The organism is Pseudoxanthomonas winnipegensis (assembly GCF_030322905.1).
Lineage (GTDB): Bacteria > Pseudomonadota > Gammaproteobacteria > Xanthomonadales > Xanthomonadaceae > Pseudoxanthomonas_A > Pseudoxanthomonas_A winnipegensis.
This window is the reverse complement of sequence record NZ_CP095475.1, coordinates 1,756,131-1,778,257: the sequence shown is the minus strand read 5'-3', so window position 1 is coordinate 1,778,257 and position 22,127 is coordinate 1,756,131. Positions and strand designations below refer to the sequence as shown.

Genomic DNA, 22,127 nt, shown 5'->3' with positions numbered 1-22,127 from the left:
GTTTCTCCCCCAGTGGCGGCCTATCAGCCGCCGGCCGCGACCAGCTCGGCCAGCTGCACGGCGTTCAGCGCCGCGCCCTTGCGGATGTTGTCGGCGACGACCCACAGGTTGAGGCCGCGCGGATGCGAGAAGTCCTCGCGGATGCGGCCGACGAACACCGGGTCCTTGCCCGAGGCATGGGTCACCGGGGTCGGATAGCCGCCAGCCTCCTGCCTGTCGACCACTTCCACGCCCGGCGCGCTGGCCAGCAGTTCGCGCGCGGCCTCCGGGGTGATCTTCTTCCTGGTCTCGATGTTGACCGCCTCGGAGTGGCCGTAGAACACCGGCACGCGCACCGCGGTCGGGTTCACCTGGATGGACTTGTCGCCCAGGATCTTCTGCGTCTCCCAGACCAGCTTCATCTCTTCCTTGGTGTAGCCGTTGGGCTGGAAGTCGTCGATGTGCGGGATCAGGTTGAAGGCGATCTGCACCGGGAAGCGCTGCGGATCGATCTCCTGGAACGCCAGCAGCTGCGCGGTCTGCTTGCCCAGTTCCTCCAGCGCCGAGCGGCCGCCGCCGGACACCGACTGGTAGGTGGCGATGTTGACGCGCTCGATGCCGTATTCCTTGTGGATCGGCGCCAGCACCGGCATCAGCTGCATGGTCGAGCAGTTGGGGTTGGCGATGATGCCGCGCGGACGGTCCTTGGCGGCTTCCGGGTTCACCTCGGACACCACCAGCGGCACGTCGTCGTCGTAGCGGAAGGCCGAGGAGTTGTCGATCACCACCGCGCCGGCGGCGGCGAACTTGGGCGCGTATTCCTTGGAGATACTGCCGCCGGCCGAGAACAGCGCGATGTCCACGCCGGTCGGGTCGAAGGTGGCCAGGTCCTGCACGGTGACCTTGCCGCCGCGATAGTCGATCTGGCCGCCAGCCGAACGCTCGGAGGCCAGCGCGATCAGCTTGCCGACCGGGAAGTCGCGCTCGGCCAGGATGGACAGCATGGTCTCGCCGACGGCGCCGGTGGCGCCCACGACGGCGACGGTGAAGCTGCGGGTTGCATTGTTCATGGGGTGTCTTCTTGAAGGGGATGGATAGGGGAAGGACGAACGCGACAGACGAAGAGCCTTGGGTTCGGGGAACCTCACCGGCGGTGCATGCGCGGGAGGTTCCCTATCGTTTGGTCGCGGTGATGGTGGTCGCGCCCACGGTCGCGACGCCGGTTTTGGCGGCTTTACGCGCGTCGGCGTTGATCAGGCTGGGCGGATTGCCGGCATCGGGCCCGAAGCCCAGCGCGGCGAGCAGGTTGTGCACCGCCAGCTGCACCATCGCCCGGCGCGTGGCCAGGCTGGCGCTGCCGATATGCGGGGTCAGCACGACGTTCTTCAGCGCCAGCAGTTCCGGGCGCACCGTCGGCTCGCCTTCGAACACGTCCAGCCCGGCGCCGGCCAGGCGGCCGTGGGCCAGCGCGTCAGCCAGCGCGAGCTCGTCGACGATGCCGCCACGGGCGATGTTCACCAGGGTGGCGGTCGATTTCATCTTCGCCAGCGCCGCGGCGTCGATCAGGTGGTGCGAGGCCGGCGTGTACGGCAGCACCAGCACCAGGTGATCGCTGCTGCGCAGCAGGTCGTCGAAGGGCACATAGGACGCGCCGACATCGGTCTCGACCTCGGCCGCCAGGCGCGAACGGTTGTGATACAGCACGCGCATGCCGAAGCCGCGCGCGCGCCGGGCGATGGCCTGGCCGATGCGGCCCATGCCCAAGATGCCCAGCGTGCTGCCGTGCAGGTCCGCGCCGAGCAGCGTGGTGAAGGACCACTTGCCCCACCTGCCCTCGCGCAGGAAGGCCTCGGCCTCGGTGATGCGGCGCGCGGTGGCCATCAGCAGGGCGAAGCCCAGGTCGGCCGTGGTCTCGGTCAGCACGTCGGGCGTGTTGGTGACCGCGACGCCGGCGGCGCTGAGCGCGGCGATGTCCAGATTGTTGTAGCCGACCGCGACATTGGCCAGCGCGCGCAGCCGCGGCGCCTGGGCGATCTCGGCGGCGCCGATGCGCTCGTTGAGCGTGATCAGCGCACCGTCCAGCGGCGCCAGCTTCTGCGCCAGCTGCTCGGCGGTGTAGGTCGTCACGGCCTGGGTGGTCTCCACGTCGCAATGCGCCCGCAGCTGGTCGACGAGGTCGTCGAACAGCGGCTGGCTCACCCAGACGCGGGGCCGCGACTCAGCCATCGACCTGCCCAGGCACGCGCGGCGCGACCTCGCCCACATCGCCGCATTGCGCGCGATGCCGCAGCGCCTGGTCCATCAGCACCAGGGCGACCATCGCCTCGGCGATGGGCGTGGCGCGGATGCCCACGCAGGGATCGTGGCGGCCGGTGGTGATGACCTCGACCGACTCGCCGTTCACGTCCACCGTCTGGCCGGGCAGGCGCAGGCTGGAGGTCGGCTTCAGCACGATCGAGGCGGTCACCGGCTGGCCGGTGGAGATGCCGCCGAGGATGCCGCCAGCGTGGTTGCTCAGGAAGCCCTGCGGGGTGATCAGGTCGCGGTGCTGCGTGCCCTTCTGCGCGGCGGCGGCGAAACCGTCGCCGATCTCCACGCCCTTGACCGCGTTGATGCTCATCAGCGCAGCGGCCAGGTCGCCGTCGAGCTTGCCGTAGATCGGCTCACCCCAGCCCGGCGCCACGCCGTCGGCCACCACGTCCACGCGCGCGCCGACCGAATCGCCGGACTTGCGCAGCGCGTCCATGTAGGCCTCCAGCTCGGCGACCTGCGGCGCATGCGGCCAGAAGAACGGGTTGTCCTCCACCGCGCTCCAGTCGAAGCCCGCCGGCCTGATCTCGCCCAGTTGCGAGAGGAAGCCGCGCACGGTCACGCCATAGCGCTGCCTGAGCCACTTCTTGGCGATCACGCCGGCGGCCACGCGCATGGTCGTCTCGCGCGCGGACGAGCGCCCGCCGCCGCGCGGATCGCGGATGCCGTACTTCTGCCAGTAGCTGTAGTCGGCATGGCCGGGGCGGAACTGCGCGGCGATGTTCGCGTAGTCCTTGCTGCGCTGGTCGGTGTTGCGGATCAGCAGGCCGATCGGCGTGCCGGTGGTGCGGCCCTCGTACACGCCGGAGAGGATCTCGACCTGGTCGGCCTCGTGCCGCGCCGAGGTATGCCGGCTCTTGCCGGTGGCGCGGCGCTGCAGGTCGTGGGCGAACTCCTCGGCGCCGAGCTCCAGCCCCGGCGGGCAGCCATCGACCACGCAGCCGATCGCCGGCCCGTGCGATTCGCCGAAGGTGGTGACGCGTAACAGCTGTCCGAAGGTGTTCACTGAATGTTTGCCGATGCCTGTGATGTGCTTTGTTGCCGTCATTCCCGCGAAGGCGGGAATCCATGCCGGACCGCTATCCGACAATCGAATCCCACAAATCCAACCACTGCGGATTCCCTTCCTGAATCAACCGGAGCTTCCAGGCCCGGTTCCACTTCTTGATCTGCTTCTCGCGCAAGATCGCCGATTCCATCGTCCCATGCAGTTCATACCAGACCAGCATGCCGATGTCGTATCGATCGGTGAATCCCTCCACCACATGGTTGCGATGTTGCCAAACCCGCGCCACCAAGTTGCTGGTGACGCCCACGTACAACGTGCCATTGCGCTCGCTTGCCATGAGATAGACGGCAGGCTGTTTCACCGGCCTTCATCGGCATGGATTCCCGCCTTCGCGGGAATGACGAGCACGAATGGCGCTCATGGGCGGCTGGCTGCAAGCTCGGTGATGCGGGCGCTGTGCGCGATCAGCTCGCGGCACTCGACCGCGAAGATGCCCATCTGGCCGACCTTGAACTCGATCCACGCGAAGTCCACCTCCGGCAGCAGCCGGACCAGGTGCTGCTCGGACTCGCCGACCTCGCAGATCAGCAGGCCGTCCTCGGACAGGTGGATCGGCGCGTCGCGCAGGATCTTCAGCACCAGGTCCAGGCCGTCGTCGCCGGCGCGCAGGCCCAGCTCGGGCTCGTAGCCGTACTCGCGCGGCAGCGCGTCGGTCTCGGCGTTGGTGACGTAGGGCGGATTGGTGACGATCAGGTCGTAGTGGCGCCCGGACAGGCCGGCGAACAGGTCGGACTTGAGCAGGGTCACGTTGTCGGCGAGCAGGCGCGCCTTGTTCTCGGCGGCCAGCGCGAGCGCGTCGTCGCTGATGTCCACGCCGTCGACCTGCCAGTCCGGGTTGTAGTGGGCCATGGCGATGGCGATGCAGCCCGAACCGGTGCACAGGTCCAGCGCGCGCTGCACTTCGCGCCCGGCCAACCAAGGCTCGAAGCCCGACTCGATCAGCTCGGCGATCGGCGAGCGCGGCACCAGCGCGCGCGCATCGGTCTTGAAGCTCAGGCCCGCGAACCAGGCCTCGCCGGTCAGGTAGGCCACCGGCACGCGCTCGACCACGCGGCGCTCGATCAGCGCCAGGATGGCCTGCTTCTCCTCCGGCAGCAGCCGCGCCTGGCCATAGGCCGGGCCCAGGTCCGGCGGCAGATGCAGGGTGTGCAGGACCAGCGCGGTGGCCTCGTCCAGCGCGTTGTCGTGGCTATGCCCGAAGGTCAACCCGGCCGCGTTGAACCGGCTGGCGCCGTAGCGGATCAGGTCGATGATGGTATGAAGGGCGTCGGCTGCGCTGGCAGTCATGGACAACAACGGCTGAAGGCGGTCGCCGATTATAAGGCGGCCGGCCCGGTATCATGCCCCTTCGTTGCACGGGAAACGTATCGAGATGTCCAAACGCAGCTTCGGCGTCCTGGTGTTGATCGTGGTGGCCGGCGTGCTCGGCGTGCTGGCGGCCAACAAGCTGTTGGGGCCCTCCACCGCCGGCAATGCGCAATGGCCGGCCACGCAGGCGGTGACCCTGCTGCCCACGCCGCGGCCGCTGCCGGAGTTCTCGCTGCGCCAGTCCGACGGGACCCAGCTGACCCAGGGCGAGCTGCGCGGCCACTGGACGCTGGTGTTCTTGGGCTTCACCTTCTGCCCCGACGTGTGCCCGACCACGCTGGCCCAGCTGGCGCAGGCGCAGAAGCAGTGGGCGGGCCTGCCGGAAAGCACGCGGCCGCGCGTGCTGTTCGTCTCGGTCGATCCCGAGCGCGACACGCCGATCAAGACCGGCGAATATGCCCACGCCTTCCACAAGGACACCCTGGCCGCGACCGCCGACGTGCCCACGCTGGAGGCCTTCGCCAAGTCGCTGAGCCTGTTGTTCGTCAAGGTGCCGGGCGAACACTACAAGGACAACCCGCAGGACTATTCGATGGACCATTCCGCACAGATCGTCGTGCTCGACCCGCAGGCCCGCATGGCCGGCATCATCCAGCCGCCGTTCGCGCCCGCGCCGATCGCCGCGGACATGCTCGAGCTGACCCGGGCCATGACCCCGTGAGCCTGGTCACCACCCTCACCTACGCGCTGCCGCACCGGCTGCTGTCCTCGGCCGCGCGCAAGCTGGCGTATTCGGACAACCCGGCCATCAAGCAGCGGCTGATCGACACGGTGGTCGCCAGGTTCAACGTGAACCTGGCCGAAGCCGCGCAGCCCGACCCGGCCGCCTACCCCACCTTCAATGCCTTCTTCACCCGCGCCCTGAAGCCCGGCGCGCGTACGCCCGATCCGGACCCGCGCAGCCTGCTGATGCCGGCCGACGGCCACATCAGCCAGTGCGGACCGATCGAATCGGGCCGCATCTTCCAGGCCAAGGGCCGGCACTTCACCGCCGCCGCGCTGCTGGGCAGCGAGGCCGACGCAGCCCCGTTCGAGCACGGCCGCTACGCCACCGTCTACCTGTCCCCGCGCGACTACCACCGCGTGCACATGCCCTGGACCGGCACGCTGCGCGAGACCGTGCACGTGCCCGGCCGCCTGTTCAGCGTGGGCACCGATGCGGTGGCCCGGGTGCAGGGCCTGTTCGCGCGCAACGAGCGGCTGGTGTGTCACTTCGACACCGACTTCGGGCCGATGGCCTGCGTGATGGTCGGCGCGATGCTGGTCTCGGGCGTGGAAACGGTGTGGAGCGGCGTGGAGATCCCCGAGTACGCCACCTCGATCACGCGCAAGGACTGGCGCGGCCGCGGCATCGTGCTGGAGCGCTTCGGCGAGATGGCGCGCTTCAACTACGGCTCGACCGTGATCGTGCTGCTGCCGCCGGGCGTGGCCGAGCTGGCGCCCAACCTGGGCGCCGAGACGCCGGTACGGCTGGGACAGGCGCTGGCGAGGCGGACAGGCCCCTGATTCAAGGCGGCGCGCCCGTCCGAGAGGCACGCTCGCTTGGGGGGGGGGAGCGACTATCTCCTCAAATCCAGCAGCCGCCCGTCTGTAGAGCGGAGCTCGCTCCGCTGCGCTTCGTTCGGTTCGTGGGGAAGGCCCCAGCGGAGCAAGCTCCGCTCTACAGGCGGGAGCCGCACTGCGGTACACCACCAGCTTCACTGATCGCGCCCGCTAGCCAGCGTAGCGGCGGGCGCCGCGATCCAGCGCCGCGCGGCCCAGGCGCTCGCCGCTGATGCGGCCCCACACCTGCGAGAACACCTCGCTGGCCTCGCGCTCGCTCAGGCCGCGCCGCTGCACGGCCGCGCAGCGCGCATAGCGCGCCTGCGCGCGATCCGAGTCCCAGCCTGGAGCGTCGAGATAGATGCCGTAGACCGCGCCGATCACCGGCCAGTAGCCGGCGAAATCGCGCGCGTCGCCGGCGCGTGGCAGGTTGAGGTACCAGTCCTGCCAGTACGCCTGCTCGGCCTGGAGATCGATGAAGATCCGCGGCAGGCGGCTGCCGCATGGAATCGCCTGCATGGCTGGCTCCTGGTGCGCCCTGTGCGAGCCACTGTGCGCGCCGCAGATTGCAGTCGCTTGAAGCTGTGCAGGTGAAAAGTGCGAAGCGCGGCGTGGTTCACGCTTGAAGCGTTTTCAGCGGGCAGGCACTGCGGTCGCGCAACAGACCCCGCTGGCGCGGACATCGCCGCGCGCCCTCGATGCGTGAGCGACGGGCTTGCCGGAGCAAGAGAGGCGGGATCGCCCGCCTCTCCTCCCACACGCTCAGCCCGCCTGCTGCGCCAGGCGCTGGCGGCGGCGCGCCAGCTTCTTCTCGCGACGGCGCGCGCGCCAGTTGCGCCAATGCTGCTGCAGGCAGGAGAAGATCACGTACAGCGCCGGCGTGCTCAGCAGGGTCAGGCTCTGCGAGAACAGCAGGCCGCCGATCATCGCGATGCCCAGCGGCCGGCGCAGCTCGGAGCCCTCACCCAGGCCGATCGCGATCGGCACCGCGGCCAGCAGCGCGACCATGGTGGTCATCATGATCGGGCGGAAGCGCACGATCGAAGCCTCGCGCGCGGCCTGGGCCGGGGTCAGCCCATGCTCGCGCTGGGCCACCAGGGCGAAGTCGATCATCATGATCGCGTTCTTCTTGACGATGCCGATCAGCAGCACCAGCGCGATCATCGAGATCACCGACAGCTCGGTGTTGGTCGCCACCAGCGCCAGCAGCGCGCCCACGCCCGCGGCCGGCAGCGTGGACAGGATGGTCACCGGGTGGACCAGGTTCTCGTAGAGCATGCCCAGCACGATGTAGACCGTGAGGATGGCGGCGAACACCAACATCAGCATCGAGTTGGGCTGCATGGCGATCTGCCAGCCGCTGTCCTCGGCGATCTTGATGTCGCCGGGCATGCGCATGCCCTCCACCACCGACTTGAAGATCGCATCGGCCTCGCCGCTGCTCACGCCCGGGGCGAGGTTGTAGCTGAGGTCCATCACCGTGTACTGGTTCAGATGGGTGATCTGCGCCGGCGCCAGGCCATCGACCTGCTTGGCCAGCGCGCTCAGCGGCACCATCTGCCCGTCGCGCGCCTTGAGCTTGACCGTGTCCAGCTGCGCCGGCGTGTCGGTCTGGTTGGGCAGCGCGTTGACCACCACCGAGTACTGGTTGAGCTCGGAATAGATGGTCGACACCGAGCGCTGGCCGAAGGCGCCATACAGCGCGCCGTCGATGGCGCCGATGGTGATGCCCAGACGCGCGGCCTGGGCGCGGTCGATCACGATGTTCTGGCGCAGGCCGCCCTCGTCCACGTCGCTGGAGACGTTGCGGAACTTCGGGTTTTTCTTCAGCTCGGCCACCACGCGGGGCAGCCACAGCGCAAGCTCGGCCTGGTCGTTGCCCTGCAGCGATTTCTGGTACTGCGCGCCCTGGTTGCCGGTGCCGCCGCCATCGCTGGGCAGGTCCTGCACCGCGCGCAGGCGCAGGTCCAGGTCGGGGTATCTGTCGGCCTTCAGGCTCAGCCGCGCCAGCACCTGGGCGGTGGTGTCCTTGCGGCCTTCGGCGCGGGTCTTGAGCTCGATGTTGAACTGCGCGCGCTGGCCGGACCAGCCGCTGCCCAGGCGCACGCCGACGATCTTCACCGCCGGGTCGTCCATCAGCATGTCGGTGATGCGCGCCTGGCGTTCCTTCATGTCGGCGAAGGACACCGTGGCGCTGGAGCTGGCGCGGCCCCAGATCAGGCCGGTGTCCTGCGGCGGGAAGCTGCCGGACTTGACCTTGCCGAACAGGAAGATCGTCAGGCCGATCAGGATCAGCGGCGTCAGCGCCAGCAGCAGCGCGTGGCGCAGGCTGAAGTCCAGGCACTTGACGTAGATGCGCAGCATCAGCGCATGCCCGGCCTCGATGGTGCGGCCAAGCCGCGAGGGCTTCTCCTCGACCGGGTGGGCCGACAGGAAGCGGCTGCACAGGGTCGGAGTCAGGGTCAGCGAGACGATGGCCGACACGCCGATGGCCGCCACCAGGGTGACGGTGAACTCGCGGAAGAACGCGCCCATCATCCCCGGGGCGAACATGACCGGGATGAACACCGCGATCAGCGAAGCGGTGATCGAGACGATGGTGAAGCCGATCTCGCGCGCGCCGGTGACCGCCGCCTCCATGCGCGACATGCCCGCATCGAGGTGGCGCATGATGTTCTCGATCACCACGATCGCATCGTCGACCACGAAGCCGATCGCGATCACCAGCGCCAGCAGGCTCAGGTTGTTGAGCGTATAGCCCAACACGTACATCACCACCGCCGCGCCGGCCAGCGACAGCGGCACGGTGATGGTGGCGATCAGGGTCGGCGCCAGGCGGCGCATGAACAGCGCCATGACCAGCACCACCATTGCCAGGCTGATCAGCAGGGTGATCTCCACCTCGTGCAGCGAGGAGCGGATGGTCGGGGTGCGGTCGTAGTACGGGGTCAGCGTCGTGCCGGGCGGCAGGTACTCGCGCAGCAGCGGAATCTGCGCGCGGATGCGGTCCACGGTCTCGACCGTGTTGGCGCCGCTGCGGATCTGCGCATACATCACCACCGCCGGCTGCTTGTTGAACCAGGCCGCCTGGTAGGCGTCCTGCTGGCCGTCGTAGACCCGGGCCACGTCCTTGAGGCGCACGATCACGCCATTCTGGTTGGCGATGGCCAGGTTGGCGAAGTCGGCGGCCTTGCGCACCGAGTCGTTGACGATGATCGCCACGGTCTGCTTGCCGTCGGACAGGAAGCCCGTGGGCGAGACCACGTTGGCCGCGCGCATGGCGTTGCGCAGGCTGTCCGGGGTCAGTCCCAGCGCGTTGAGCGCGCGCAGGTTGACGTCCACGCGCACCGCCGGGGTGGACGCGCCGGCGATGTCCACCGAGGCCACGCCGGTGATCTGGCGCAGGCGCTGGGCCAGCAGCGAGTCGGCCAGGTTGTACAGCTCGGCCGTGGACTGGGTGCTGGACACCAGCGCGATGGCGATCAGCGGATCGTTGTTGGGATTGGCCTTCTGGTAGCCGGGCGTGCCCATGCCCGAGGGCAGGTCCGCGCTGGCGGCGCTGAGCGCGGCGGCCACGTCCTGTGCGGCCGAATCGATATCGCGGCTCGAATTGAAGCTCAGGAAGATGTTCGAGCGCCCTTCCGAGCTGTTCGAACGCATCGTGTCCACGCCGGGCACCTGGCCCAGGCGCCGCTCCAGCGGCGCGGTCACCGTGGAGGCCATCGTGCTGGCATCGGCGCCGGACTGGCTGGCGCCGACGAACACCACCGGAATGCTCAACGACGGCAGCGCCGCCACGCCCAGGCGCAGGTAGCACATCAGGCCGATGACGAACACGCCCGCGGCCAGCAGCGAGGTGCCGATCGGGCGGCGGATGAAGATGGAGGACAGGCTGACGCGGCGGACCATGGGCGCGCTACTCGACGGACGATCGCCTTGCGGCGAGCGTCAGCCGGCCTCCGGCGCCGGGGCGCCATGACGCGCGGCGCGCGCATCGCGCCAGCGCTGGACGCGCTCGGAGGCGCGTTCCATGTACAGGTAGATCACCGGCGTGGTGTACAGCGTCACCAGCTGCGACAGCAGCAGGCCGCCGACGATCGACACGCCCAGCGGCTTGCGCAGCTCCGAGCCGATGCCGTCGCCCAGCGCCAGCGGCAGCGCGCCCAGCAGCGCGCAGGCGGTGGTCATCATGATCGGGCGGAAGCGCAGCAGGCAGGCGCGGCGGATCGCATCGTGCGCGCTCAGGCCCGTGCGCCGGGCCTCGATGGCGAAGTCGATCATCATGATCGCGTTCTTCTTGACGATGCCGATCAGCAGCACGATGCCGACGATGCCGTCCACCGACAGGCTGAAGCCGCACAGCCACAGCGCCAGCAGCGCGCCGACGCCGGCCGGCGGCAGCGTGGAGATGATGGTCAGCGGGTGGATGTAGCTCTCGTAGAGCACGCCCAGCACGATGTAGATCACCACCACCGCGGCGATCAGCAGCCAGACCACGTCGGACTGGCTGGTCGAGTACTCGGCCGCCTTGCCGATGAACTCGGTGCGGATGGTCTGCGGCAGGTCCAGCTGATCGCGCACCTCGTTGATCGCCGCCACCGCCTGCGACAGCGAATAGCCCGGGCTGACGTTGAAGGAGATCGTGGTGGCCGGCAGCTGCTGCTGATGGCTGATCACCAGCGGCGTGGTGCCGACCTTGGCGGTGGCCAGGGCCGAGAGCGGAATCGCCCCGCCGCTGCCCACGGTGATGCCGGTGTTGGCGTTGCCGATGCCGGTGGCGGTGGCCGAGTTGGACGAGGTCACCTGGCCCAGCACGGTCGCGTTGGTGCCGGTCAGCGCGCCACTGCCGTTGCTGGCGATGGCCAGCTTGTTCATCAGCGCGTCCTGGGTGCGGAACTCCGGTGCGACCTCCAGCACCACGCGGTACTGGTTGAGCGAGGTGAAGATGGTGGAGATCTGGCGCTGGCCGTAGGCGTCGTACAAGGTGTCGTCGATGCTCTGCATCGGCACGCCCAGGGCGCTGGCGGTGTCGCGGTTGACGTCCACCAGCAGCGCGCGGCCGGCGTTGGCCGCGTTGTTGCCCACATCCGACAGCTCCGGCCGCTGGCGCAGCGCGGCGGTCATGCGGTCGGCCTGGGTCTGCAGTTCGGCGGTGTCCACATCGGACAGGGAGAACTGGTACTCGGTGGCGGCCACGCGCGTGTCCAGGGTCACGTCCTGCACCGGCTTCAGGTACAGGGCCACGCCGGGAATGGCGGCCACGGCCTTCTGCAGGCGCGGCACGACGGTCTCCAGCGCTTCGCGCTGGCCGCGCTCCTTGAGCACGATGCTGACCTGGCCCTGGTTGAGGGTCGGGTTCATGGTGCCGGTGCCGATGAAGGCGGCCACGCCGGTCACCGCCGGATCGCGGCGCAGCGCCTCGGCCACGGCCTGGACGCGTGCCTGCATCTGCTCGAAGGCCACGGTCTGGTCGGCCTCGACCACACCGGTGATCAGGCCGGTGTCCTGCTCGGGCAGCAGCCCCTTGGGGATGGCGATGTACAGCAGCACCGTCACCACCACCGTGGCCAGGGCCACGATCAGGGTGAGCTTCTGCCGCGCCAGTACCCAGTCCAGGGTGCGCTCGTACAGGCCGACCGTGCGCGTCCACAGGTTGCGTTTGCCGGCGGCCGCGGCGCGCTCGTGCGCGTCGTCGCCCTCGGGCAGCGCGTCGGGCTTGAGCAGGTAGGCGCACATCATCGGCGTCAGCGTCAGCGACACCAGCATCGAGATGACCACCGCGATGGACAGCACCCAGGCGAACTCGTGGAACAGCCGCCCGGTCACGCCCGGCATCAGCAGCAGCGGCAGGAACACGGCCACCAGCGAGATGGTCAGCGACAGCACGGTGAAGCCGATCTCGCGCGCGCCCTCCTCGGCCGCCTCCGGACCGCTTCGGCCCTGCTCGATGTAGCGCACGATGTTCTCGATCATCACGATCGCGTCGTCCACCACGAAGCCGGTGGCCACCACCAGCGCCATCAGCGACAGGTTGTCCAGCGACATCCCGGCGAAGGCCATCACGCCGAAGGTGCCCACCAGCGACAGCGGTACCGCCACCGAGGGGATCACCGTGGCCCACAGCCGGCGCAGGAACACGAAGATCACCGCCACCACCAGGCCGATGGTCAGTACCAGGGTGAACTGCACCTCGTGCACCGAGGCGCGGATGGTCTCGGTGCGGTCGGAGAACACGTCCAGCTTCACTTCCGAGGGCAGCACCGTGCGCAGCTGCGGCAGCAGCGCGCGGATGGCGGCCACGGTCTGGACGATATTGGCGCCGGGCTGGCGGCGGATCTCCAGCAGCACCGCCTGCTTGCCGTCGGCCCACGCCGAGAGCTGGTCGTTCTCGACCCCGTCCACCACCTTGGCCACATCGCCCAGACGCACCGGGGCGCCGTTCTTGTAGCTGATGATGGTGTCGTTATAGCCCTGGGCGTCGTCGATCTGATCGTTGGTGCCGATGCTGTAGGTCTGGGTGGCGCCGTTGAGCGAGCCCTTGGGCGCGTTGACGTTGGCCTGGGTCAGCGCGCTGCGCAGGGTCTCCAGGGTCATGCCCATGTTGGACAGCTGCGCCGGGTTGACCTGGATGCGCACGGCCGGACGCACGTTGCCGGCGATCGACACCAGGCCCACGCCCGGCACCTGCGACAGGCGCTGGGCCAGGATGGAGTCGGCGTAGCGGTTGACCTCGCGCAGCGGCAGCGTGTCGGAGGTCAGCTTGAGGGTGACGATGGCCGCATCGGCCGGGTTCACCCGGTTGTAGGTGGGCTGGTACGGCAGGCCGCTAGGCAGCGTGGCCTGGCGCAGGGCGGACTGCACGTCCTGCGAGGCCACGTCGATGTCGCGGTCCATCGCGAACTGCAGCACGATCGTGGACAGGCCGGCCGAGGAGTCGGAGGTCATCATGTCCAGGCCGGAGATCTGGCCCAGCTGGCGCTCCAGCGGCGTGGTCACCAGCGCGGCCATCGTCGCCGCGCTGGCGCCGGGGTACTGCGTGGTCACCACCAGGCTGGGCGAATCGATCTCGGGCAGCGCCGACACCGGCAGGCTGCGGTAGCCCATGATGCCCAGCAGCATCACGCCGATCATCAGCAGCGTGGTGGCGATGGGGCGGCGGATGAAGATGCTGGAGAAGCCCAAGGGAAGTCCGTCCTGTCGAAGCGTCGTGCGGCGGCCCGCGCGTGGAGCGGCGCGGGCCGTGGATCGATTGGATCAGCGACCAGGGGGGCCGCGGCGGCCGCCGCCACGCTGGCCCTGCATGGCCTGCTGCAGCTCGGCGGCGGTGGGCTCGGGCGGCGCCTGGCCGGGCTTGAGCGGATTGACCTTGGCGTTGGGCTTGAGGCGGAACTGGCCCTCGGTCACCACGCGTTGCCCGGCGGACAGGCCCTTGGTCACCACGATGTGGGTCGAGCCGACCTCCACCCCGGTGGTGACCGGCGTCATCTTGACCGTGTTGTCGCTGTCCAGCGCATAGACGTAGTCGCCGTCCGGACCACGCTGCACGGCCTGGGTCGGCACGACCATGCCCTGCTTGAGCGTGTCCACCTGCAGGCGCACGTTGACGAACTGGCCCGGCCACAGCACGTGGTCGGCGTTGGGGAAGCGCGCGCGCAGGCGGAAGGTGTTGCTGTCGGCGCTGACCTGGTTGTCGACCACGTCCAGCACGCCATCGGCGACGATCACATGCTGGTCGGTGGCATCCAGCGCGGCGACCGGGGCGTTGCCGCGCGCCTGGGCCGCGCGCACCACGTCCAGGTCCTGTGCCGGCAGGCTGAAGGAGGCGTAGATCGGCTCGACCTGGGTGATGGTCACGATCGAGGAGCTGGTGGTCACCACATTGCCCACGTCCACACCGCGGATGCCGGCGATGCCGTCGATCGGCGAGACGATGCGGGTATAGCCCAGCTGCACCGCGGCGGCCTGCATCTGCGCCTCGGCGGCGGCCACGCCGGCCGTGTACTGGGCGACCAGGTTCTTCTGGGTATCCAGGTCGGTGCGTGCCACGTACTGGCTGTACTTGGGATCGGTCAGGCGCGCATTGGTGTCGCGCGCGGTCTGCAGCTGGGCCAGGTTCTGCTTGCGCGAGGCCGCGGCCTGGTCGTAGGTCGCCTGCAGCTCGCGCGGGTCGATGCGCGCCAGCAGCTGGCCCTTCTTGACCGGCTGGCCTTCGGTGAAGTCCAGGCTCATCAGGCGCCCGCCGGTCTGCGGGTTGATCGTCACGGTGTTGAGGGCGGTCACGGTGCCCGTGGTGCTGCGGTAGACCGGCACGTCCTGGGTGGTGACCGGCTCGACCGTCACCGGGACCGGTTTGTCGCTGTCCTGGCCGCCCTGGCGCATCTCCGCATCGCCCGAACCCCGCTTGCCGCAGGCGCGCAGGCCCAACACCACCACGACCACCACCACGACCGTCCACAGGACGATCTTCCATTTACGCGACATGCAACGATTCTCCGGGATGGGGGACGGCGTGTTCCCCGCCTACGACATGCAAGGTTAGCGGTTGGTAACGCGCGTGCCTGCATGACTGATGACAGGGGCAGCACGCCTGCAGGCGGCTTCGTTCAGCCACCAGCAGGCTGGATGTCATCCACGGGACATGCCCGCCCGCCTCCCGACCAGGTCGAGCGGCGCGGCCATCGGGCCGGGCTCAGCGGTCGCAGCCGACCAGTTGGATGGTCTGTCCCGGCTTGAGCGCGTAGGCTGGCGCGCGCAGCTTGTTGGCCTTGGCCAGATCGCCCAGCTCGCACTGGAACTTGCCGGCCACCTTGCCCAGCGTGTCGCCGCGGGCCACCTTGTAGCTGCGCACCTGCCGGGCCTTGGGCTTGGCCGGCCTGGGGCTGCCGGTGGCCACGGTGGTCGGCACGCCGGCCGGTGCCTCCACCGGCACGCCGCTGACATCGCCCACCGCCACGCGCGTGCTGCGCGGGCCGTCGTACTTGATCGCCGAATCGACCGTGGCGGTCACCAGCGTGTGCGCCAGCTCGGCGGTCGGCCCCTTGACGCACAGCCGGTTGTACAGGCTCACCATGTGCTGGTTGGCGTTGATCACAGTGCCGGCCGGGATCCAGGTCTCGGCCTGGTAGCGCGGATTGAGGTTGCGCAGGGCGCGCATGAAGCCCTCGCGCGTGCGGCCGGTGCCCAGGCAGATGGTCAGCTCGTAGATCGAGGCGGTGCGCTGCAGCTTCAGCGGCGCCGGCGTCGCATCCACCTTGGGGAACTGCAGCCCGTACTGCTTGGGATGCAGGAACAGCCAGGCCGCGGCGATCACCATCGGCACGTAGTCCTGGGTCTCGGCCGGGAACTGGTTGTAGGCCGCCGCGTTCCAGAAGCTGCCCGGATGCTCGCGGTAGATGCGCACCGCGCGCCCTTCCCCGCCGTTGTAGGCGGCCAGCGCGAATTCGATGTTGCGGCCCAGCTCGCCCATGCGCTCGTTCATGTACGCGGCGGCCGCCTCGGTCGCCGCGTACGGGTCGAAGCGGGTATCGAAGCCCGAACCGTCCATGCCCAGCCCGAAGCGGCTGCCCGTGGCCGGCATGAACTGCAGCAGCCCGGCCGCGCCCGCGCGCGAGGACACGTGCACCCGGCCGTAGGACTCCTTGGCCATGATCCCGAACAGCAGCGCCTCGGGCAGCCCGGTGATCTGCCAGGCCGGCAGCATCTGCGAGCGCAGATTCATGTAGTTCTCGTAGCTGTCGATCAGCGGCCCGCGCATGTCCGTCAGCCAGCGACGGATGCCCGCCTGCACGGCCGGGTTGTACTCGACCATGCTGTCGAAGGGATGGCGCTCGTCGTCGAGCAGACGCGCGGTGCGGGTCGAATCGGGCACATCGGCGCTGGCCGGCGCGCTGTGGTCGGTGCCGTCGTCGAGCGGATCGTTGCTGCCGGCCTCGCCGACCAGGTCATCGCTGTCGTCCTCGCCCCGCGCATCCACCTGGGCCTTGAGCAGGCGCTTGTAGGTGGCCAGCAGCGTGTGCATCTGGCAGCCCTTCTGCTTGGTGCAGGCGTCCAGCACGTCCTCCATGTCCTCCAGCGCCGCATCGCCCTGGGCCTGGCCCTTGGGATCGGCGTTGGCGGTCAGCACCAGCGCGTCGGTGTAGCGCTTCTCGGCGGCGGCCATGCGCTGGGTCAGCGCGTCGGCGGCGGCCTGGTCGCGGGCCGACACGCGCGCCTGCGCGGGCGCCGCCAGCAGCGGCAGCAACAGGAACGACAGCGGCACCACGCGGGACAGGAAGGGCATCAGGCACACGAACGGGCGAAAAGCGGCCCGGCAGGGTAGCCGCGCGCGCGCCGCAGCGGCAAGGTCGCGCGCGGCACCGCGTTGGCGGCCATGCATGCAGATGCGCGCGCGCGTTCGCGAGCCGGGCTTGGCTTGTGCCTAAAATCAGCGGCACCTGACGCGAGAACATCCATGGATCCGATCCTGCTGGGCAAGGGCCTCACCGACGACATCCCCGTCCACCTGCTGCCGAAGTTCGGCAACCGCCATGGCCTGGTCGCCGGCGCCACCGGCACCGGCAAGACCGTGACCCTGATGACGCTGGCCGAGGGCTTCTCGCGCCTGGGCGTGCCGGTGTTCATGGCCGACGTGAAGGGCGATGTGGCCGGGCTGGCCGTGGCCGGCGACGGCAACGAGAAGCTCATCTCCCGCGCCGCGCAGATCGGCGTACCCGGCTACGCACCGGCGGCCTCGCCGACCATCTTCTGGGACCTGTACGGCAAGCTCGGCCATCCGGTGCGCACCACGGTGAGCGAGATGGGGCCGACCCTGCTGGGCCGCATCCTGGAGCTCAACGACACCCAGTCCGGCGTGCTGGACATCGTGTTCAAGCTGGCCGACGACCGCGGCCTGCTGCTGTTCGACCTGCCCGACCTGCGCGCCCTGCTCAACCTGGTAGTCGAGGAGCGCAGCGCGGTCTCCACCCAATACGGCCTGGTCAGCGCGACCTCGGTGGCGGCGATCCAGCGCGCCCTGCTGCGCCTGGAGCAGGACGGCGGCGACGGCTTCTTCGGCGAGCCGGCGCTGGAGCTGTCCGACCTGATGCGCGTGGGGCCCGATGGCCGCGGCGTGATCGGCATCCTGGCCGCCAACCAGCTCGTGCTCAAGCCGCGGCTGTATTCGTCCTTCCTGCTGTGGCTGCTGAGCGAGCTGTTCGAGACCCTGCCCGAGGTGGGCGATCTGGACAAGCCCAAGCTGGTGTTCGTGTTCGACGAGGCGCACCTGCTGTTCGACGACGCGCCCCCGGCGCTGCAGCAGCGCATCGAACAGGTGGTCCGGCTGATCCGCTCCAAGGGCGTGGGCGTGTACTTCTGCTCGCAGTTCCCTGACGACGTGCCCGACAACATCCTGGGCCAGCTAGGCAACCGCGTGCAGCACGCGCTGCGCGCCTTCACCCCGCGCGACCAGAAAGCGGTCAAGACCGCGGCCGAGACCTTCGTGCCCAATCCGAAGCTGGACGTGGCGCGCACCCTGTCCTCGCTGGGCACCGGCGAGGCCCTGGTGTCCACGCTGCAGGACAAGGGCGTGCCGATGCCGGTCGAGCAGACCCTGATCGCGCCGCCGCGCTGCCGCATGGGCGCCATCAGCGAGGCCGAGCGCGGCCAGGTGCGCGCCGGCAGCCCGGTCGGCATGAAGTACGACACCGCGGTCAACCGCGAGTCCGCCGCCGAGCTATTGCTCAGGCGCGCGCAGACCGCGGCCGAACAGGCCCAGGCGCCGCCGGTGGGCAAGGCCGGCGCCAAGGACGAGGACGGCGGCGGCTTCGGCCAGATGGCCAAGGACATCCTGTTCGGCACCGGCCGCCGCCAGGGCGTGGTCGAGGCCATGGCCAAGCAGACCGCCCGCACCGTGGGCAATCAGGTCGGCCGGCAGATCCTGCGCGGCGTGCTGGGCGGCCTGTTCGGCGGCCGTCGGCGCTGAACGCGCGCGGCCGCGCGCTTCAACTCGCCGGCGCTTTTTGCCAAGCTCGCCCCTGCGCAGGCTCCGCCTGCCCCAAGAAGACCTCAGGAATTGCCATGACACGATCGCGCCTGCTGTGCTGTGCCCTTCTCGCCGTGGGGCTCGCCGCCTGCAAGCCCGCGCAGAGCCCGCAGACCACCACGCCCGCGCCGGCGTCCACGCCGCCGGTCCAGACGCCGCCGCCTGCCACCGGCGCCCCGGCGGAGATCAGCGACAAGCAAGGCGTGGTCATCGCGGCGAGCGCCCTGGCCGGGGATTTCGAGGGCAATGCCTCGACCCTGGTGATCGAGGCCGACGGCGAATACCGGCAGACCCTCAAGGCCGGCGGCGCCGAACTGACCAGCAGCGGCACCTGGTCGCCCGCCGGCACCGGCGTGATGCTGCTGACGCCCACCGACAAGGCCGCCCAGGCCGTGCGTTTCGACGTGATCAGCGCCGACGAGCTGCGCAGCCAGGACGGCGCCTATGTCTTCAAGCGCGTCCACTGATCGTCCGCGCGGCGCGCCGTCGCCGCGCCGCCGCATGACCGCATTGTCCGCATGAGCCGCTGGCGTCCGCCCGCCGAGAAGAGCACCGCCCTGATCACGCCCGAAGGCCATGCGCGCCTGAAGGCCGAGCTGGACGAGTTGTGGCGCGTGCGCCGGCCCGAGGTGGTCAAGGCGCTGGCCGCGGCGGCCGACGAAGGCGACCGCTCGGAGAACGCCGAGTACACCTATCGCAAGAAGCAGCTGGGCGAGATCGACCGGCGCGTGCGCTATCTGAGCAAGCGGCTGGAAGCGCTGCGCGTGGTCGACACCCGGCCCAGCGATCCGCAGGCGGTGTTCTTCGGCGCGCGCATCGAGGTCGAGCACATCGTCACCGGCGAAACGGCGCGCTACCGCATCGTCGGCCCGGACGAGACCGACGCGGCGCTTGGCCATATCAGCATCGACTCGCCGCTGGCGCGGGCGATGCTGAAGAAGCGGCTGGACGACGAGTTCGAGGCGCAGCTGCCCGGCGGCATGCAGCGCTATGTGATCGTGGATGTGGATTACGGCGCAGGCTGAGGCTTGCAAGCGCACGGTAGAAGCAGCAGTCGCTTCCGATCACATCGCGTCCTACCTGTAGAGCGGAGCTTGTGGCAATCCCCTCTTGGGGACTCCGCTGCCTTCCGGCCGGATCTTCGGCAGGCCCCAGCGGAGCAAGCTCCGCTCTACAGGAGGAGGCGCCCCACCCTGAAATCCCGCCGATCAGGACAGGACCGGCAGCTCGCGGCGCAGGACCTCGGCGAACAGGTCGTGCTCGTCGCTGTCCACGATGGTCACATCGACGAACTGGCCGGGCTTGAGGCCGGCCTGCTCGCCATCCTGGATATGCACCAGGCCATCGATCTCCGGCGCGTCGGCGGCCGAACGGGCCACCGCTACGCCGTCCTCGATCAGGTCGACCAGGCAGCGCTGCACGCTGCCGATCTTGGCCTCCAGCTTCTGGGCCGAGATCTCCGCCTGGACGGCCATGAAGCGCGCCAGGCGCTCCTGCTTGACCTCTTCCGGCACCGGATCGGGCAGCGCGTTGGCGCCGGCGCCGTCCACGGGCGAATAGGCGAACGCGCCGACGCGGTCCAGCCGCGCCTCGCGCAGGAAGTCCAGCAGGTCTTCGAACTCGGCCTCCGTCTCGCCCGGGAAGCCGACGATGAAGGTGCTGCGCAGGGTGATGTCCGGACACAGCTCACGCCAGCGGGCGATGCGCTCGCGGGTCTTGTCGATCGCGCCCGGGCGCTTCATCAGCCTGAGGATGCGCGGGCTGGCGTGCTGCAGCGGGATGTCCAGGTACGGCAGCACCTTGCCCTGCGCCATCAGCGGGATGATCTCGTCCACGTGCGGATACGGATAGACGTAGTGCAGGCGGCTCCAGACGTCCAGCTCGCCCAGGCCCTCGCACAAGGCCTTCATGCGGGTCTGGTACTCGCGGCCCTGCCAGGTGCGCGCGGCGTACTTCAGGTCCACGCCGTAGGCGCTGGTGTCCTGCGAGACCACCAGCAGCTCCTTGACCCCGCCCTTGACCAGCTTCTCGGCCTCGCGCAGCACCTCGTCCACCGGCCGCGAGACCAGATCGCCGCGCATCGAGGGAATGATGCAGAAGCTGCAGCGGTGGTTGCAGCCCTCGGAGATCTTCAGATAGGCGTAGTGCTTGGGGGTGAGCTTGATCCCGGCGGCGAAGTCCTCGCCGGTCAGGCGCGGGGCCGGGATCAGGTCCAGATAAGGATTGTGCTGCGGCGGCACGGCGGTGTGCACCGCCGACATCACGCTGCCGTAGTCGGCCGGGCCGCTGATCGACAGCACGCCGGGATGCGCTTCGCGAATCATGTCCGCCCGCTTGCCCAGGCAGCCGGTGACGATGACCTTGCCGTTTTCGGCCATGGCCTCGCCGATGGCCTCCAGCGACTCGGTCACGGCCGCGTCGATGAAGCCGCAGGTGTTGACCACCACCACGTCGGCATCGTCGTAGCTGCCGGACAGCTGATAGCCCTCCACGCGCAGCTGGGTGAGGATGCGTTCGGAATCGACGAGGGCTTTCGGGCAGCCGAGGCTGACGAAGCCGACCTTGGGGGCGGCAGCTGGCATGGGCGACACAGGGATGAGCGGCCGGCGATTATACGCCGCGCGCCGGGTCCGCCCGCCGCGCCGCTGCAACACCACGGCGGCAACGGTGCGGACCGGCGGGCTTGCCTTTCCTGAACGCGCCAGCCCCTAGACTGGCCTCCCCCTCGCCAGACAGGAGTTCCCGCCATGGGCCAATGGATCACGCTTTCCACCTCCAAGGGGCCGGTCGCGGCCTGGCAGGCCGAACCGGCCGGCGCTGTACGCGGCAGCGTGATCGTGATCCAGGAGATCTTCGGCGTGAACGAACACATCCGCGGCGTGGCCGAGCAGTACGCCGCGCAGGGCTACCTGGCGATCGCGCCGGCGTTCTTCGACCTGGTCGAACCCGGCCTGGAGCTGCCCTACGACCAGGACGGCACCAAGCGTGGCCTGGAGCTGGTCGGCGCCATCGGCCTGGACGCCGCCGTGGACGTGGTGGAGATCGCCGCCCACGCCGCACGCACCGCCGCGGCCAACGAGAAGGTCGCCACCGTCGGCTACTGCTGGGGCGGCACCGTCGCCCTGCTCTGCGCCCAGCGCCTGGGCCTGCCCGGCGTGAGCTACTACGGCGGGCGCAACGCGCAGTTCCTGGACCAGCCGCTCAAGGCGCCGGTGCAGTTCCACTTCGGCGAGCGCGACAAGCACATCACCGCCGAGGTCGTGGAGGCCCAGCGCCAGGCCTGGCCCGACATGGACGTGTTCACCTACCCGGCCGACCACGGATTCAACCGCGAGGCCAGCCCGGCGGTATACGACGAGGCCAGCGCGAAGCAGGCCTTCGGCCGCGCGGTGGCGTTCCTGCAGGAAAACATCGGTTGAGCGCGACGCACACCTTCGCGCTGGACCCGCGTCTTGCGGCCGACAGCGCCTTCATCGCCGACGGCCCGCTCTCGCAGGTGCGCCTGATGGACGACACGCGCTTCCCCTGGCTGCTGCTGGTGCCGCGCGTGGCCGGCGCCAGCGAATGGATCGAACTGGACGGCGGCCAGCAACGCCTGCTCCTGGCCGAGGTCAACCGCGCCGGCGCCTGCGTGCGCGCCGAGCCGGGCGTGACCAAACTCAATATCGGCGCGCTGGGCAATATCGTGCGCCAGTTGCACGTGCACCTGGTCGGCCGCCACGAAGGCGACGCCGCCTGGCCCGGCCCGGTCTGGGGCAGCGGCCCCGCGCAACGCCACGCGCCCAACGCACTGCAGGCGCGCATCGCGCACTGGCGCACGCTGCTGGGGTAACCATGTTG

General features: G+C 69.6%; 18 protein-coding genes. 7 read left to right on the top strand and 11 right to left on the bottom strand.

Annotated features, from left to right (window positions below; genetic code table 11):
• Positions 1-23 precede the first annotated feature (23 nt).
• The 5 genes from MWN52_RS07895 to prmB form a co-directional block, all read right to left on the bottom strand.
• Positions 24-1,049 (bottom strand): aspartate-semialdehyde dehydrogenase, encoded by a 1,026-nt coding sequence (locus MWN52_RS07895; protein WP_286577375.1) that lies wholly within the window; start codon positions 1,047-1,049, stop codon positions 24-26.
• A 103-nt stretch (positions 1,050-1,152) separates the two neighbouring features.
• A complete protein-coding gene (locus MWN52_RS07890; RefSeq protein WP_286577373.1) occupies positions 1,153-2,205 on the bottom strand; it encodes a 2-hydroxyacid dehydrogenase in 1,053 nt (350 codons plus the stop codon).
• Positions 2,198-3,337 carry a chorismate synthase gene (gene aroC / locus MWN52_RS07885; RefSeq protein WP_425608095.1) on the bottom strand — a complete coding sequence of 380 codons (1,140 nt, stop codon included), beginning with the start codon at positions 3,335-3,337 and terminating at the stop codon, positions 2,198-2,200. Before aroC ends, MWN52_RS07890 begins: the two co-directional genes overlap by 8 nt.
• A 31-nt stretch (positions 3,338-3,368) precedes the next feature.
• Entirely contained in the window at positions 3,369-3,659 is a 291-nt protein-coding gene (locus tag MWN52_RS07880) for a GIY-YIG nuclease family protein (protein ID WP_165394477.1), read from the bottom strand.
• Between the two features lie 56 nt (positions 3,660-3,715).
• The gene (gene prmB, locus MWN52_RS07875) at positions 3,716-4,645 is read right to left on the bottom strand and encodes a 50S ribosomal protein L3 N(5)-glutamine methyltransferase (RefSeq protein WP_286577371.1); all 930 of its coding nucleotides are present in this window, start codon (positions 4,643-4,645) and stop codon (positions 3,716-3,718) included.
• A gap of 85 nt (positions 4,646-4,730) precedes the next feature.
• Between prmB and MWN52_RS07870 the strand changes: the two genes are divergently transcribed.
• Complete coding sequence (locus MWN52_RS07870) at positions 4,731-5,387, top strand: SCO family protein (protein ID WP_286577370.1); 657 nt, start codon at positions 4,731-4,733, stop codon at positions 5,385-5,387.
• A complete protein-coding gene (gene asd / locus MWN52_RS07865) occupies positions 5,384-6,232 on the top strand; it encodes an archaetidylserine decarboxylase (protein WP_286577369.1) in 849 nt (282 codons plus the stop codon). The genes MWN52_RS07870 and asd overlap by 4 nt, the downstream gene beginning before the upstream one ends.
• A gap of 207 nt (positions 6,233-6,439) precedes the next feature.
• On the opposite strand, the gene MWN52_RS07860 is transcribed toward asd, so the two are convergent.
• From MWN52_RS07860 to MWN52_RS07840, 5 genes are all read right to left on the bottom strand, one after another.
• On the bottom strand, positions 6,440-6,787 hold the full coding sequence (locus tag MWN52_RS07860; RefSeq protein ID WP_130529611.1) for a hypothetical protein: 348 nt from the start codon (positions 6,785-6,787) through the stop codon (positions 6,440-6,442).
• Positions 6,788-7,030: 243 nt separating this feature from the next.
• Positions 7,031-10,177: an efflux RND transporter permease subunit gene (locus tag MWN52_RS07855; RefSeq protein WP_286577366.1), complete on the bottom strand. Its 3,147-nt coding sequence runs from the start codon at positions 10,175-10,177 to the stop codon at positions 7,031-7,033.
• A 39-nt stretch (positions 10,178-10,216) separates the two neighbouring features.
• The gene (locus MWN52_RS07850; protein ID WP_130522208.1) at positions 10,217-13,450 is read right to left on the bottom strand and encodes an efflux RND transporter permease subunit; all 3,234 of its coding nucleotides are present in this window, start codon (positions 13,448-13,450) and stop codon (positions 10,217-10,219) included.
• 72 nt (positions 13,451-13,522) lie between these two features.
• The gene (locus tag MWN52_RS07845) at positions 13,523-14,749 is read right to left on the bottom strand and encodes an efflux RND transporter periplasmic adaptor subunit (RefSeq protein ID WP_286577364.1); all 1,227 of its coding nucleotides are present in this window, start codon (positions 14,747-14,749) and stop codon (positions 13,523-13,525) included.
• Positions 14,750-14,957: 208 nt separating this feature from the next.
• A complete protein-coding gene (locus MWN52_RS07840; RefSeq protein WP_425478232.1) occupies positions 14,958-16,556 on the bottom strand; it encodes a transglycosylase SLT domain-containing protein in 1,599 nt (532 codons plus the stop codon).
• Positions 16,557-16,718: 162 nt separating this feature from the next.
• On the opposite strand from MWN52_RS07840, the gene MWN52_RS07835 reads away from it, so the two are divergent.
• The 3 genes from MWN52_RS07835 to greB all read left to right on the top strand — a co-directional run bounded on the left by MWN52_RS07835 (position 16,719) and on the right by greB (position 19,312).
• Positions 16,719-18,227 (top strand): helicase HerA-like domain-containing protein, encoded by a 1,509-nt coding sequence (locus MWN52_RS07835; protein ID WP_425608094.1) that lies wholly within the window; start codon positions 16,719-16,721, stop codon positions 18,225-18,227.
• Between the two features lie 95 nt (positions 18,228-18,322).
• Positions 18,323-18,754: a hypothetical protein gene (locus MWN52_RS07830; RefSeq protein WP_286577362.1), complete on the top strand. Its 432-nt coding sequence runs from the start codon at positions 18,323-18,325 to the stop codon at positions 18,752-18,754.
• A gap of 51 nt (positions 18,755-18,805) precedes the next feature.
• Entirely contained in the window at positions 18,806-19,312 is a 507-nt protein-coding gene (greB, locus tag MWN52_RS07825; RefSeq protein ID WP_286577360.1) for a transcription elongation factor GreB, read from the top strand.
• A gap of 183 nt (positions 19,313-19,495) precedes the next feature.
• Here the strand turns inward: greB and rimO are convergent, their stop codons facing one another.
• Positions 19,496-20,869: a 30S ribosomal protein S12 methylthiotransferase RimO gene (rimO, locus tag MWN52_RS07820; protein WP_286577359.1), complete on the bottom strand. Its 1,374-nt coding sequence runs from the start codon at positions 20,867-20,869 to the stop codon at positions 19,496-19,498.
• Positions 20,870-21,034: 165 nt separating this feature from the next.
• Here rimO and MWN52_RS07815 point away from each other — a divergent pair, with 165 nt between their 5' ends.
• Positions 21,035-21,706, top strand: coding sequence for a dienelactone hydrolase family protein (locus tag MWN52_RS07815; RefSeq protein ID WP_286577358.1), 672 nt, complete (start codon positions 21,035-21,037; stop codon positions 21,704-21,706).
• Positions 21,703-22,119: an HIT family protein gene (locus MWN52_RS07810; protein ID WP_286577356.1), complete on the top strand. Its 417-nt coding sequence runs from the start codon at positions 21,703-21,705 to the stop codon at positions 22,117-22,119. The genes MWN52_RS07815 and MWN52_RS07810 overlap by 4 nt, the downstream gene beginning before the upstream one ends.
• Positions 22,120-22,127: the final 8 nt, after the last annotated feature.

Excerpts from the sequence above, each read along its gene's own strand:
- MWN52_RS07895 (WP_286577375.1), bottom strand. The coding sequence starts at position 1,049 with ATGAACAATGCAACCCGCAGCTTCACCGTCGCCGTCGTGGGCGCCACC.
- MWN52_RS07890 (WP_286577373.1), bottom strand. The coding sequence starts at position 2,205 with ATGGCTGAGTCGCGGCCCCGCGTCTGGGTGAGCCAGCCGCTGTTCGAC.
- aroC (WP_425608095.1), bottom strand. The coding sequence starts at position 3,337 with ATGACGGCAACAAAGCACATCACAGGCATCGGCAAACATTCAGTGAAC.
- prmB (WP_286577371.1), bottom strand. The coding sequence starts at position 4,645 with ATGACTGCCAGCGCAGCCGACGCCCTTCATACCATCATCGACCTGATC.
- MWN52_RS07870 (WP_286577370.1), top strand. The coding sequence starts at position 4,731 with ATGTCCAAACGCAGCTTCGGCGTCCTGGTGTTGATCGTGGTGGCCGGC.
- MWN52_RS07860 (WP_130529611.1), bottom strand. The coding sequence starts at position 6,787 with ATGCAGGCGATTCCATGCGGCAGCCGCCTGCCGCGGATCTTCATCGAT.
- MWN52_RS07855 (WP_286577366.1), bottom strand. The coding sequence starts at position 10,177 with ATGGTCCGCCGCGTCAGCCTGTCCTCCATCTTCATCCGCCGCCCGATC.
- MWN52_RS07845 (WP_286577364.1), bottom strand. The coding sequence starts at position 14,749 with ATGTCGCGTAAATGGAAGATCGTCCTGTGGACGGTCGTGGTGGTGGTC.
- MWN52_RS07835 (WP_425608094.1), top strand. The coding sequence starts at position 16,719 with ATGGATCCGATCCTGCTGGGCAAGGGCCTCACCGACGACATCCCCGTC.
- MWN52_RS07830 (WP_286577362.1), top strand. The coding sequence starts at position 18,323 with ATGACACGATCGCGCCTGCTGTGCTGTGCCCTTCTCGCCGTGGGGCTC.
- greB (WP_286577360.1), top strand. The coding sequence starts at position 18,806 with ATGAGCCGCTGGCGTCCGCCCGCCGAGAAGAGCACCGCCCTGATCACG.
- rimO (WP_286577359.1), bottom strand. The coding sequence starts at position 20,869 with ATGCCAGCTGCCGCCCCCAAGGTCGGCTTCGTCAGCCTCGGCTGCCCG.
- MWN52_RS07815 (WP_286577358.1), top strand. The coding sequence starts at position 21,035 with ATGGGCCAATGGATCACGCTTTCCACCTCCAAGGGGCCGGTCGCGGCC.